Origin of the sequence: Ihubacter sp. rT4E-8, assembly GCF_049852125.1 — a bacterium.
Taxonomy (GTDB): Bacteria; Bacillota; Clostridia; order Peptostreptococcales; family Anaerovoracaceae; genus Senimuribacter.
In genome coordinates this window covers 1,224,758-1,237,320 of sequence record NZ_CP187532.1, presented here as the reverse complement: position 1 = coordinate 1,237,320, position 12,563 = coordinate 1,224,758, and the positions used below count along the sequence as shown (strand labels likewise).

Below are 12,563 nucleotides of genomic sequence, written 5' to 3'. Positions count from 1 at the left end.
GTCCTTTTCAAGATACAATAAATTCCAGATCGCTACTTTTTAAAGTCTCCAAACTTACCATTTATAAATATACTGGTATTGCTTCGTCAAGCGTCATTCCATCCGTCCAGACCTGACAGTCGCGAGCCATGATACAGACACCCTTTGCTCTCGCCTGACGCAGCGCGTCGCCAAAAGCACGGTGCGTTCGATCATTAGGTTCAAACCGGGACACGCCTTTCATCTGAATGACAAAAAGCACGTATGCCTGATATCCCTGCGCCGCCGCTTGTGTCAATTCCAGAACATGTTTCACGCCCCTCTCTGTAGGCGCATCGGGAAACCTTGCGACACCGTCTTCTTCCAAAGTAACACCTTTGACCTCCAACCATCCTCCGCGGCAGTGTATATCTTCCACATAGAAGTCAAAACGCGATCGGCCAAAGGTTTTCTCTCGCTGTACTTTCACCAGCTTCTCCATACCGGGCAAATTCAAGGCGCCGGAGATGAGAGCTTCTTCACAGACCTTGTTAGGCGCCTGGGAATCCATATTGACCAAAAGATCGCCCTTCTGAACCCCGATCAAAGCGTACCTGAGCTTACGGTTTCCCATTCGTTCTGCAAAGTCTTCCAGCCATACTTCTGTCCCCGGTACGAGCAGTTCCTGACAGCGGCCTGTATTTTTTACGTGCGCCCGCACTGTCCGTCCATCTATTTCCACCTCTGCGATGAACCTGTTAGGACGTCCGATAAATTTTCCTTTACACATATTTTCGTATTTCATGGATTGTATTTTAACAGAAATTCCAGTATAATGGAAGCGCATGTTTAAATCCAAAGGATTTTCGTGTAAACCTAAATTTACAATTACACAAAGGGGAGATTTTATGAAAGCGCCAGATCCAATAGCTTTTACTTTATTCGGATTAGATATCAGGTGGTACGGCATCCTTATCGGTCTGGGATTCGTCCTGGCGATTCTTTTATGCTACAAGAGAGCGCCGAAGCACGGCATCAAGGGTGAAGATATTTTAGATTTTGCCATCTGGCTGATCCCGGCGTCCATTATCGGCGCCAGAACCTATTATGTCATTTTCAGCTGGGAAAACTATGCCGGGGATCTCAGCCGGATTCTCAACATCCGAGGCGGCGGTCTGGCTATTCACGGCGGCATCATTGCCGGTATCATCGTAGCCGTTTTTATCTGCAAATATAAACAGATCAACTTCCTGGAATTGGCCGATCTCGTATTTCCCGCTGTTGCTTTAGCCCAATCTATCGGCAGATGGGGAAATTTCTTCAATGCAGAAGCGCACGGCGGACCGACAGAGCTGCCATGGGCAATCTACGTGGATGGACAATATGTACACCCTACATTCCTTTATGAATCACTTTGGTGTCTGATTCTGTTCCTGTTCTTATTGTGGCTCGACCGGCGCCGCGGCTTTGCAGGACAGTTGGCTTGTCTGTATGGTATGCTTTACTCACTGGAACGCGGTCTGGTCGAACAGCTTCGCACAGACAGCCTGATGATCGGTCCGCTGAAGCAGGCGCAGGTATTAAGTCTGTGCGTCTTCCTGCTCTGTTTGGCAGCATATATGATTTTAATGAAGAAAGAAAAAGAAAAGAGGAGTTAGCAATATGAAATTAGGTATCGTCGGTTTGCCTAACGTAGGCAAAAGCACATTATTCAACGCAATTACCAAGGCGGGAGCAGAAGCGGCCAATTATCCGTTCTGTACAATCGAACCAAACGTAGGCGTTGTTACTGTTCCTGATGAGCGGATCAAAACGCTCCACGAAATATATCATTCAAAGAAAACCGTCTACACTACCATTGAGTTCTGCGACATAGCCGGATTGGTAAAAGGCGCTTCAAAAGGCGAAGGTCTGGGCAACAAATTTCTGGGTCATATCCGTGAAGTCGCCGCTATTGTTCACGTGGTCAGATGTTTTGAAAACGATAATATCGTCCATGTTGACGGTAAAATCGATCCCCTGTCCGATATCGAAACGATTAACACCGAATTAATCCTTTCTGATATGGAGCTCTTGGAAAGGCGTATTACAAAAACCACCAAGAATTTAAAGGGCGATAAATCTCTGCAAAAAGAGCTGGACATCCTGAATCGTGTCAATGATTTTCTCGCGGAAGGAAAATCAGCCAGAGCCATGGATCTCGATGAAGAAGAAGCTGCCTTTGTCGCAAGCCTTGATCTTCTTTCCTACAAACCGATCATTTATGCCGCCAATGTGTCTGAAGACGATGCCGCCGACGGCAAAGACAACGAACATGTCAAAGCGGTTCGTGACTTTGCGGCGACAGAGGACGCTGAAGTCGTAGTCATCTGCGCGGAAATCGAGCAGGAAATTTCAGAACTGGACGAGGATGAAAAAGCCATGTTTCTGGAAGAACTGGGAATCAGTGAATCCGGATTAGACAAGTTGATTAAGGCCTCCTACAGTCTTCTCAACTTGATTTCTTTCCTTACTGCAGGCGAAGATGAATGCCGCGCCTGGACTATTCGTAAAGGCGCGAAGGCGCCGCAGGCGGCCGGCCGTATTCACACCGACTTTGAGCGCGGTTTTATTCGTGCTGAAACGGTCGCATATGATAAATTTATTGAATGCGGAGGCAGTATGAGCGCTGCCAAGGAAAAAGGGCTGGTTCGTTCTGAGGGCAAGGAATATATAGTACAGGACGGAGATATCATTACCTTCCTCTTTAACGTTTAACTGATAAATTGACAAATTTTAAAAAGCGGTCCTGCATTGGTACGCTGAACATGCCGCAAGCCAGGCTATGCTCTACAGTACCTCATCAGGGCCGCTTTTGTTCAATTATTCTCCTATGGCATATGATTCATGCTCCTTTGCCCACTTCTCAATCCAAATCCGCGCAGTTTCCTGAAATAGCTTTACAGCCTGAGACACAGGCCCCGCCGCCCTCACTGCAAACGCGATCTTTCTTGATGCCGGCGGATTCAAAGGCTTTATCACAATAGGAAAATTCAAATGCTCCAATAGTAATTTAGGAAAAATGCCAAAGCCAAATCCACTGCTAATCATAGACAATATAGTAAAATCATTATCTACTCGATAGGCCACATCCCGTTTTTTATGATATAAATCAAAAATCTCATCAGCTTCTCTCTCCGAATTGACAGAAGACCGAATATACGGGTAGTTATCCAATTCACTGACTGGAAAATACGGCTGATCAGACAACGGATGTTCCCTACCCAGCACAGCCACTACAGCATCCTCATAAAATTCTGTCACCTTCAGCTTTTTCTTTACAGGCAATATGACAAATCCACAGTCCAGTTCTCCAGTACAGATCATTTCTTCCAACCGATCATAATCATCACAGCATTTCACTTCCACCTCCATGCCGGGATGCTCTGACCTGTATTCTTTGACCATGGCCGGCAGCCAATTAGTATGTACGCTGCTGAAAGTTCCGACTCTCAGGAGTCCAACGTCCAAGCGCTTCAATTCGTGCACCTTATTCATCAGCAGTCCCTCACAATTGCAAACACTGCGAATATATGGCAGCAGCAATCTGCCTTCGGAAGTCATAACCGTACCGCCATAGTTCCTGACAAAGAGCTGCATGCCAAGTTCTTCTTCCAAGGTATTGATCAAATAACTGATCCCGGTCTGCGTATATCCCAAAAGCTCCGCGGTCTTTTTCAGGCTCCCCGTCTCTGCGACACTTAAAGCTGCTTCGTATTTAGGATTATTCATACTGCCCTTCGCCCCTTCCTAATGCATAAAAGTTTTTCTTTAAATTGATATGAGAAATTCTCGTTTTACATTTATCCTATTTCTCATTATACTATTATTGTAAGTGTAAAGCAAGTAAAAGCTTGCTTACATATCAGCCGCCAAAAATTTCGTTTCTGTCAATTTATACTAAATACATAGGCGGTGTTTACCCATAAACGAGGCCTCAAGATAGGGAACTGGACCTCGTTTTTTCTTTGTCCGGCAAAAACAAACAAGAGACGGAATTTCTTCCGCCTCTATATCTACACACAGCACATTTATTTTGTATGGCTCAGAATAATATCAGTCAGATCTACCGGATCTACAATTTTGCCGTCCTTATAAACTCTCATATTTCCACTGGCAATCTCATCGATAAGAATTACCTCGTCATTATTGTATCCGAATTCAAATTTGATGTCCCACAATTCCAGACCCATAGTCGCCAGATCCTCTGCTACAATCTTCGTAATCTGCAGAGTCTGTTCCTTCATCTTTTCAAACATATCACGACTCATAACGCCAAGAACCTCCAAGCCCTCACTGGTTACCAGCGGATCACCCTTTGCATCGTCTTTGAATGTAGTCTCAACATAGCCGTTTTCAAATACCGCGCCGTCTTCAATATAGCTGCCGTATCTGCGAATAAAGCTGCCTGTAGCGCGTAGTCTGCAAATAACCTCAAGGCCCTGTCCAAACGGCGTTGCGCGAAGGACTTCCATCGTAGCATTATCTACGTCGGCGCTGACATAATGTGTCTTAATGCCCGCGGCGTTAATCAGTTCAAAGTAACGGATAGATGTACGCAGGTTTGCTCTGCCAATACCTTCGATCGTAAGTCCTACGGAATTTTCACCAGGATCAAAGACACCGTCTTTCCCAGTACAATCATCTTTAAATTTCAAAAGCACGTTGCCATTATCCAGCGCATAAACATCTTTCGTTTTACCTTGATAAATTTTTTCCATATGTGTTTCTCCTTCATTTTCATTCTTTTGATGTCCCCATTGTATCACATTTGTCAGGAGAAGAAAAGATACAACATCATCTATTCGACAAAATAGATAGCTGCTGCTTTCAGTCTTGTCTCATCATCCTCGCCCTCGCAGAACATCTCTTTACAAACATCCAGAACCTTCTCCAATTCTTTGCCGCTATCCGTCTTCTTAAAAGCTTCCTCATACTGCTCCAAATCCTCGTCTCCTTTGTAATCCGGGATCTGTGACAGAATATATTGCCAACGATAGCTATCATAATACGCCCATACACTATCCTCAAAGGTGGTTCCAGCTTCCTCTGCCGCAGCATCTAGCTCTCCGCTATTATCAGCCTCTGCAAACGGATCTAAAATATTCTGCTGAATATACGCCTCAACATCTTTTGGACCGTCGGAAATTCCCTTTTGCTGCGCAAGCGCATAAACTGCGTACGTACGAATCATTGCTTCCTGCGCATAATCTACAGCCTCAGATACAGTATTTCCTATCATAACTCTCATTGACGCGTTACGCCAGAAAGCGGGATACGGCGTATTACGTCCTAATTCTTCCCACAAATGCAGACACTCTCGGGTAATCCTGTTATATTCTACCATTCTTTCTTGATCTGTCATAGAATTCCACGCGGTTCTCTGTGCCTTTGCCGCTTCTTCTTCTTTGTTTCCGCCGCAGCTCGTCATAACTCCGATCATAGCCACGCATAAAATCAGTGCTAAAGCTCTCTTTTTCATCTCTGTTCCTTTCTGCATGTGCGCTAAAAACAATACCCTATATTATCATAGTATATGACATTACAGATCAAGTCAATATTCTATTATATCAAAATTTCTGAAGATTTCTTAAGACTTTAAAGGAACATCAAAACCCCTGCTGAATTAGATTCGCCATCTATTTCGCAGGGGCCGCATTCTGTATTTCTATATTTATTTCTTTGCCTTTGCTTCAGCCTTTGCCTGAAACTTTTCATTCTTAACGATAAAACGCTCGTGCAAACCTTCTCCGATCAATCCCGCTTCATCGTAAGCAGCCACCTTGAATACCAGCTTTCGTCCGTCCACCTCAACAAGCTCACTTTCACAATACACTCTCATTCCCAGAGGCGTGGCAGATAAATGCGCCACATCTAAATGCGTACCTACAGTACCTTCTCCTTCAGCAAGCTGATCCGCCACGCTCTTCCAGGCCGTACCTTCCATCAAAGCGATCATAGCCGGTGTCGCAAACACATCCAAAAGACCGCTTCCCAACGTTTTAGCCGTATTCTCCTCTGTCACCACTATTTCCTGTCTGCCCTTAACGCCTACTTCCAACATCTTCTTTCCTCCATTTTCATAAGTCTATGCCAAATGCCCTTTTCCGCGTGCAGAGGCATATCAACATATATTTCGAGTATAACCCAGCTCGAAATCAATTTCAATAAAAATACTTCTTAAAACGAAATTTCTTATTGCCATTTGAGAAAAATACCGCTAATATAATACTAACCCTATTCGTACAAGCCAAGGAGGAAATGTTCTAATGAAAAAATTTTTATCCGAATTTAAAGAATTCATCGCACGCGGAGATGTTATGAGCATGGCTATCGGGATTATTATCGGCGGCGCTTTTACCGCCATAGTTAACTCCCTCGTCGGTGATATCATAACGCCAATCCTGGGCATCGTCATCGGTGGACTGGATTTCACCAATATCGTTATAACCGTCGGTAGCGCTAAAATCATGGTCGGAAATTTCATACAGGCTATTATTGTATTCCTGCTCACCGCGTTGGTAATCTTCTCTATGATGAAAGTTTTCAACAACTTTATGAAAAAGAAGGAAGATAAGCCGTCTGAAGCTGAACCTGAAACTCCCGCGGATATCGCACTGCTTACGGAAATTCGAGATTTACTCAAATCAAAAAATAATTAAACGGACAAAAATTCCAAAAATAAGAGAAAGGCTGCTCTTGCGAAGCGGCCCTTTTTAATATATAATAACCTGGTTATCAATTATTTCTGGAGGTTCTATTATGGAATTTATCAATAAAAACCGAAAAGGATTACTGCTGTGTCTGGCAATCGCTATTCCGTCCTGGTTTCTGGGAAAAGCCTTTCCCATCATCGGCGGCGCCGTCATTGCAATTCTTGCAGGTATGATCGTCACAATCTTTTTTAAAGAAAAGGGGTCTTTCGAAGCTGGTATTAAATTCACATCGAAAAAAATTCTGCAATGGGCGGTTATCTTACTTGGATTTGGGCTCAACCTGAATGTTATCGTAGAAACCGGAAAGCAATCCTTACCGATTATCGTATGCACTATCGCAACATCGCTGATTATTGCTTTCATTTTGCACAAAGCTATGCATATTCCCTCTAACATCTCAACATTAGTAGGCGTAGGCTCCTCCATCTGCGGCGGTTCTGCGATTGCCGCCACAGCGCCGGTTATCGACGCCGATGACGAAGAAGTTGCACAGGCTATTTCGATTATTTTCTTCTTCAATGTAGTGGCCGCGATTGTCTTTCCTGCCTTTGGCAATGCAATCGGGTTCGATACCACGTCTGGAGAAGCATTCGGAATTTTCGCGGGAACAGCCGTCAACGATACGTCTTCCGTTACAGCATGTGCTTCTACCTGGGATAGTATGTTCAATCTGGGTTCCGCAACGTTGGACAAGGCTGTCACCGTCAAACTTACCAGAACGCTGGCGATCATTCCCATCACTCTGGTTCTGGCATTCTGGCGCACGAAAAAGCAAAACAGTATAGAAGACGGAAAAAAGGTGAGCATGAAGTCCATCTTCCCTTTCTTCATCCTGTACTTCATCGCTGCCTCTATTATTACTACCATCGCCGTCTCTAATGGAATTTCCTCTGACATCTTTGCTCCTGTCAAGGAATTATCCAAATTCTTCATCGTTCTGGCCATGGCCGCTATCGGATTAAATACTGATATCGTTAAATTGGTTAGGACAGGCGGCAAACCTCTGATCATGGGGCTCTGCTGCTGGATCGGCATTACCGGCGTCAGTCTGATTCTTCAACATATACAAGGGCTCTGGTAAAAGAATTACGGCGTATTATAAAAGCTGCACTTCAAATCACAACGATTTAAGTGCAGCTTTTTCTTCGTTCCCGAGAAATCATCTACAGCAAATCAACTTCTGGATGTTCTCTGTCCAGAATCCTGATCTCACATTGCGCGCCCAGGCGAGCTTCTACTTCCCGTTTCAGACACGCAAGTACATCTACAAATGTATCATATCTCTGTGCGTCTACCAATTCGCAGCACAGCATAGCGTTTTTCGTGTTCTCTGTCAACATGGTGCGCTTTGATTCCCTCCAGGTCCAACAGCGACACAGAACGCCCGCGTCATCCTTATAAACCAATTCCCCCGGAAACGGCGGCTCGTTCTCGTCGCTGCCAATAACAAAAAACGATTCGTCTCCGGCTGCCTTGGTAAGAAGAATATCCCCCTCTACAGTATCTAAATCTTCCCCACCGCATGGCATAGCATGAGATAGAGATACGCTGTTATAAATATCTACAATCGGATTGATTGTGCCTAAATGATTTTCTTTAGAAATTCGCTTCATCAAAGCTTCGATGGCGCATCTGGCGCCCTTCTTCGTCTTGAATTTCATATAAGCCTCACGCCAAACCCTGATGACCCTGTTATCGGCAAAATTCGGTTCAGTTAAAAACGTAAGCGCTTCCTTTTCACTATCGCGAATCATTTTCTCATATTCAGTCTCGTCATCTCTGTATATGTTTTCCATACCCTTGCAAACTACAATACCAATCTTGCAATCGGGAAACAATTCCCAGAAATCCTCTTTGCATATCAACCTTTTCATATTCAAATAACATCTCCTTTCATCCTTCAGTTTCTTTATGATAATTGTTGTCTCTATACATCCCGATACCATTTACCTGTGACGGATAAATCTGCATTTTTAAATTTACCTGTCTTTTTACAACTGCTCTTTAACAGAGAACTGCTTTCCTTCTTATTAGACAGATTCCAGCACACGTAACTTATCTTATTCTTCTTTAAAAATTTCATCCACCGGTTTGCTTCAATCTTATCGATTCTTCCGCTGCCGGAGCTCTCACAAATACTGAATTCACTGACAAATACAGGAAGTCCCGCGTCCAGCGCCTGCCGCACTTTATCTCGATAGGCCTTGCCGTGTGTGGCTGCATAGAAATGGAACGCATACATCACGTTAGAATATCCCTTGATGGGACTTCTTGCCGCCGTATCCACATCCTGTGACCATGTAGGCGTACCTACCAAAATCAGATTTTTCTTGTCATAGGTTCGAATCGCCTTGATAACCTGTTTGGCATAGGACTTGACGTCTTTCCACTGCGTTCCGCCATTTGGCTCATTACAGATCTCATAAATCACATTCTTCTGATTTTTATATTTCTTTGCCATTTCTCTGAAAAAGGCAACAGCCTGCTTTTGATGGCGCTTCGGATTACCGTCGCTCAAAATATGCCAGTCGATAACCACATACATGCCTAAATCTGTGGCATCCTTCACGCCCCTGTTTACAAGCTTCCTCAATTCTTTCGTGCTCCCGCCGCTGCAGTAACCGTTATATTCCTCCGTGTACATAGCCAACCGGATACAATTAACACCCCACTGATCTCGCAAGGTTTTAAAAGCTGTTTTGTTAACATATTCGGGATACCAGTTGATACCGTGCGTGCTGACGCCCTTCAGCGCTATTTCCTTTCCACCTTTGCCGGTTAATTTTGTTCCTTTTACTTGCAGCTGCCCGTATTTTGCAACCGGTGTTTTCCCGCTGGAAATCTCATTTTCCCCTTCAGAAGGTACTGTAGACGCAGGGGGTTCAACTGTCGGCGGCGTCGTAATCTGATCTTCCGGAACCTCCACGGATCCTCCCTGTTTGATTGTAAAGGTAGTCTCGCTCCCATTAGCATCCACGATTAACGTTGCGGCCCGCCAACGCGGCGCATTCCTCCCTTTGACAATAAATCCAAGAGCTTCACTGCCGCCTGCAGTGATTTGCTCATTATAGCTTTCTGGCTGAACCGTTAAAGCTTTTTCATTTATGGTATACCTTCCATTCCAACTGCCGGATAATACGATGTCACAATCAAAATCAATCTGCAAACGCCATCCGGAAACCTGTTCATTTCCGCTTTGCAGCTTTACTGCATATTGGACAAAAAATTCCGTATCATTCTGCCAACTGTTTACAATTTCTATTTTTATGCCGCAGTGTCCGCTATTTTTTTCCTCCGCAGCAACATAGGGCAGCATAGTTCCTATCAAGACGAGAATCAATATCAGGCAGAAAATCCTTTTATATGTTTTCTGTTTTACCATCTTCCAGCTTCCTTTCATTCGTTGTTTTAAGTATAACCCCACTCTCATTAAAATGCAAGATTGTCTCTATCATACAAGCAGTAAAAGAGGATGTCTCTTTTGAAACATCCTCCGTATTTACGCTATATTTTATAGAAATCAGGCTTATGATTTCTAAATACCGCATAATACTTCAAGCCGCATTCCTTCACAATTTCTCCCGCTTCGCGGAATCCCTCGCCCAAACGTTCCGATACATGGGCATCCGATCCGAACGTGATAATCTCTCCGCCTAATTCACAATATCGTTTTATAATGCTGCGATTAGGATTTATCATATTCTTCGCTTTGAACTTGGAAGTATTACACTCAATACCTCTTCCAGACTGAATCAATTCCTTTAGAATCTCATCGATAATATCTCCATATTTAGCGTATGTAAACGTTTCTGCTGCTCCCGGTCCGTATCTGAGAACAAAGTCCATATGCCCCGCCGCGTCAAAGCTCCGAAAGCCTCTCACGTTCACGAGCTCGTCCTCAAAGTACCGGCGAACAGCGGTCTCAATATCTATGCCTTCGTAATGTCTGGCATCTTCCGCATCCATCTTCTGAAAGGTGTGAGTGGACCCGATGATATAATCAAAGGGAAATCTCGCTGCTACCTGGTTTAATTTCTCAGTAAGGTGCGGTTGAATACCCAATTCTATCCCGAATAGCACCTCAATCTTGTCCGCATATCGTTCACGCAGGCAAGCCAGATCAGTCAGATATGCTGTGATCGTATCATCATCACCCTTATCATCCAAAAGAAAGGTAAAGAAATCCGGTGGAAAAACTGGTGCGTCATAGTCCTGATGATCTGTGATGCAAATCTGTTTCATACCCAATTCGATTCCTCGCTGAATCTGCATTTCCACAGGTACTTTAGAATCGCTGGACCATCTTGTATGCACATGCATATCGGATATCATTTACGCTTCGCTCCCTTCAGTAGAAACTTCTTCCTCAAGAGGCTTGATGCAAATACCAGTAGCAGCATAAACATAAGCCAGTATCCATACAGCATAGCTCATGAAGCAATACGGCAGATACGCGCCAATAGATACACCCAATACTGACGGATAATATACACCGGAGCCTGACCATGGAATGAATCCTGCCATACCAGTACCGAAGTCTTCCATCGTTCTGGACAAGTTCAGTGTAGAAAGTCCCATTTCCTTATACTTTTCATTATACATTTCACCTGTTAAAATCAGCGCTAATGAGGAACTTCCTCCGATAGCGACTAATATTATAACAGAGATTGAAGTTGCAAGAATCAGAGTAAATCTTGTCTTTAGAGCAGCTAAAAGTTTTCCTAATAAAACTTCAATCGCGCCGATCTGCTCCATAATTCCGGCAAAATAGAAGCAAATATAAATAAGGATAAACGATTTCAACATTGCAGAAAGACCGCCGCGGTTCAGTAGCTTCATAGCGTCCTCTCCTGCGTCAGCAGCGCTGAATCCCTCTCTTGCATGTTCTACCATTTCCAGATTGAATCCGCCATAAAGAGCGCTGACACCATCAGATAAGTCAAAGCCCTGATAGAAAAGACCGATAAGCAGGGCTACCATGGCCGATATCATCATAATAACCGTGGACGGTTTCTTTGTAATAGCGCCGTATATAACGATCACCAGCGGAATCAGAACGATGATATTCCAATGGAACGCGGCGTCTAATGTATCAAGCAGCTGCAGTGTGTTTTCCGGTAAACCATTTCCAGTTGACTTTGTACTGATGCCCATGATAACATAGATGATAATGCCGATAACAGCAGCCGGAATCACTGTCTTAGACATATGCTTAATATGATCAAAGATGTCATTTTTGGTCGACAATGCGGCAAGAATCGTAGTATCTGACAGCGGAGAAAGCTTATCTCCAAAGATTGCCCCTGTATAGCAAGCGCCGGCTACAGTAGCGATATTTACATTCGGCATAGCCGTTGCGATACCCATCATGGCAATACCTGCCGTTGCTGCTGAACCCCATGATGTTCCTGTACAGGTTGAGAAAATTGCACACAATGCAAAAGCAGAAACTAAAATCCACTTCTCGCTGACCAATTGCACGCCGTAATAGATAAACATAGGAATCGTTCCTGAATACATCCATGCACCCAATAAAAATCCCACTGCCAGCAATACAGACATTGCAGGGGCTGCAGACTTGATCTTTTCCGCGGTATATCCCTCCATGTCCTCCCAGCTATAACCACAGCGCCAACCGATAAAAACCACATAGCCTACTGCTATGCCGATCAAAGCCGGCGCTGACAGATCTGCCAGAGAACCAAAGAAAAAGATAACCAATAATACGATAACTGCAGAAAGCGCCTCAAACATGTTTGGCTTTCTCTTCACCCTTGCAGGTTTCAATTTTTTTACTTTTTCTTTCATTTTTCTAGATCTCCTTATAACGATAAGTTCGTACAGCTTTTA

Annotated in this window: 13 protein-coding genes; 4 read left to right on the top strand and 9 right to left on the bottom strand. The window is 44.1% G+C overall.

The window, feature by feature from the left end:
- Positions 1-61: 61 nt before the first annotated feature.
- On the bottom strand, positions 62-748 hold the full coding sequence (gene sfsA, locus ACPW7J_RS06165; RefSeq protein ID WP_425757230.1) for a DNA/RNA nuclease SfsA: 687 nt from the start codon (positions 746-748) through the stop codon (positions 62-64).
- A 118-nt stretch (positions 749-866) separates the two neighbouring features.
- Between sfsA and lgt the strand changes: the two genes are divergently transcribed.
- On the top strand, positions 867-1,616 hold the full coding sequence (gene lgt, locus ACPW7J_RS06160; protein ID WP_161875364.1) for a prolipoprotein diacylglyceryl transferase: 750 nt from the start codon (positions 867-869) through the stop codon (positions 1,614-1,616).
- 4 nt (positions 1,617-1,620) lie between these two features.
- Positions 1,621-2,715 (top strand): redox-regulated ATPase YchF, encoded by a 1,095-nt coding sequence (gene ychF, locus ACPW7J_RS06155; protein WP_425757228.1) that lies wholly within the window; start codon positions 1,621-1,623, stop codon positions 2,713-2,715.
- Between the two features lie 105 nt (positions 2,716-2,820).
- Here the strand turns inward: ychF and ACPW7J_RS06150 are convergent, their stop codons facing one another.
- From ACPW7J_RS06150 to ACPW7J_RS06135, 4 genes are all read right to left on the bottom strand, one after another.
- Positions 2,821-3,729 (bottom strand): LysR family transcriptional regulator, encoded by a 909-nt coding sequence (locus ACPW7J_RS06150; RefSeq protein WP_161875362.1) that lies wholly within the window; start codon positions 3,727-3,729, stop codon positions 2,821-2,823.
- A 299-nt stretch (positions 3,730-4,028) separates the two neighbouring features.
- Positions 4,029-4,718 carry a phosphoribosylaminoimidazolesuccinocarboxamide synthase gene (locus ACPW7J_RS06145; RefSeq protein ID WP_161875361.1) on the bottom strand — a complete coding sequence of 230 codons (690 nt, stop codon included), beginning with the start codon at positions 4,716-4,718 and terminating at the stop codon, positions 4,029-4,031.
- 80 nt (positions 4,719-4,798) lie between these two features.
- Positions 4,799-5,479, bottom strand: coding sequence for a hypothetical protein (locus ACPW7J_RS06140; protein ID WP_161875360.1), 681 nt, complete (start codon positions 5,477-5,479; stop codon positions 4,799-4,801).
- Between the two features lie 192 nt (positions 5,480-5,671).
- A complete protein-coding gene (locus ACPW7J_RS06135; protein WP_161875359.1) occupies positions 5,672-6,061 on the bottom strand; it encodes a thioesterase family protein in 390 nt (129 codons plus the stop codon).
- A 205-nt stretch (positions 6,062-6,266) separates the two neighbouring features.
- On the opposite strand from ACPW7J_RS06135, the gene mscL reads away from it, so the two are divergent.
- Together mscL and ACPW7J_RS06125 are read left to right on the top strand one after the other, a co-directional pair.
- Positions 6,267-6,659: a large conductance mechanosensitive channel protein MscL gene (gene mscL / locus ACPW7J_RS06130; protein ID WP_425757225.1), complete on the top strand. Its 393-nt coding sequence runs from the start codon at positions 6,267-6,269 to the stop codon at positions 6,657-6,659.
- Positions 6,660-6,759: 100 nt separating this feature from the next.
- On the top strand, positions 6,760-7,794 hold the full coding sequence (locus ACPW7J_RS06125; protein ID WP_425757223.1) for a YeiH family protein: 1,035 nt from the start codon (positions 6,760-6,762) through the stop codon (positions 7,792-7,794).
- Between the two features lie 82 nt (positions 7,795-7,876).
- On the opposite strand, the gene ACPW7J_RS06120 is transcribed toward ACPW7J_RS06125, so the two are convergent.
- From ACPW7J_RS06120 to nhaC, 4 genes are all read right to left on the bottom strand, one after another.
- Complete coding sequence (locus ACPW7J_RS06120; RefSeq protein WP_161875356.1) at positions 7,877-8,587, bottom strand: B3/B4 domain-containing protein; 711 nt, start codon at positions 8,585-8,587, stop codon at positions 7,877-7,879.
- A gap of 53 nt (positions 8,588-8,640) precedes the next feature.
- Positions 8,641-10,095, bottom strand: coding sequence for a cellulase family glycosylhydrolase (locus ACPW7J_RS06115; RefSeq protein WP_425757221.1), 1,455 nt, complete (start codon positions 10,093-10,095; stop codon positions 8,641-8,643).
- Positions 10,096-10,217: 122 nt separating this feature from the next.
- Positions 10,218-11,045 carry a histidinol-phosphatase HisJ family protein gene (locus tag ACPW7J_RS06110; protein ID WP_425757219.1) on the bottom strand — a complete coding sequence of 276 codons (828 nt, stop codon included), beginning with the start codon at positions 11,043-11,045 and terminating at the stop codon, positions 10,218-10,220.
- Positions 11,046-12,521, bottom strand: a complete 1,476-nt coding sequence (gene nhaC, locus ACPW7J_RS06105) for a Na+/H+ antiporter NhaC (protein WP_425757217.1) — start codon at positions 12,519-12,521, stop codon at positions 11,046-11,048. It abuts the gene before it with no gap.
- Positions 12,522-12,563: the final 42 nt, after the last annotated feature.

What these genes read in the sequence shown, in the direction of transcription:
- sfsA (WP_425757230.1), bottom strand. Translation starts at nt 748, where the DNA reads ATGTGTAAAGGAAAATTTATCGGACGTCCTAACAGGTTCATCGCAGAG.
- lgt (WP_161875364.1), top strand. Translation starts at nt 867, where the DNA reads ATGAAAGCGCCAGATCCAATAGCTTTTACTTTATTCGGATTAGATATC.
- ychF (WP_425757228.1), top strand. Translation starts at nt 1,621, where the DNA reads ATGAAATTAGGTATCGTCGGTTTGCCTAACGTAGGCAAAAGCACATTA.
- ACPW7J_RS06150 (WP_161875362.1), bottom strand. Translation starts at nt 3,729, where the DNA reads ATGAATAATCCTAAATACGAAGCAGCTTTAAGTGTCGCAGAGACGGGG.
- ACPW7J_RS06145 (WP_161875361.1), bottom strand. Translation starts at nt 4,718, where the DNA reads ATGGAAAAAATTTATCAAGGTAAAACGAAAGATGTTTATGCGCTGGAT.
- ACPW7J_RS06140 (WP_161875360.1), bottom strand. Translation starts at nt 5,479, where the DNA reads ATGAAAAAGAGAGCTTTAGCACTGATTTTATGCGTGGCTATGATCGGA.
- ACPW7J_RS06135 (WP_161875359.1), bottom strand. Translation starts at nt 6,061, where the DNA reads ATGTTGGAAGTAGGCGTTAAGGGCAGACAGGAAATAGTGGTGACAGAG.
- mscL (WP_425757225.1), top strand. Translation starts at nt 6,267, where the DNA reads ATGAAAAAATTTTTATCCGAATTTAAAGAATTCATCGCACGCGGAGAT.
- ACPW7J_RS06125 (WP_425757223.1), top strand. Translation starts at nt 6,760, where the DNA reads ATGGAATTTATCAATAAAAACCGAAAAGGATTACTGCTGTGTCTGGCA.
- ACPW7J_RS06120 (WP_161875356.1), bottom strand. Translation starts at nt 8,587, where the DNA reads ATGAAAAGGTTGATATGCAAAGAGGATTTCTGGGAATTGTTTCCCGAT.
- ACPW7J_RS06115 (WP_425757221.1), bottom strand. Translation starts at nt 10,095, where the DNA reads ATGGTAAAACAGAAAACATATAAAAGGATTTTCTGCCTGATATTGATT.
- ACPW7J_RS06110 (WP_425757219.1), bottom strand. Translation starts at nt 11,045, where the DNA reads ATGATATCCGATATGCATGTGCATACAAGATGGTCCAGCGATTCTAAA.
- nhaC (WP_425757217.1), bottom strand. Translation starts at nt 12,521, where the DNA reads ATGAAAGAAAAAGTAAAAAAATTGAAACCTGCAAGGGTGAAGAGAAAG.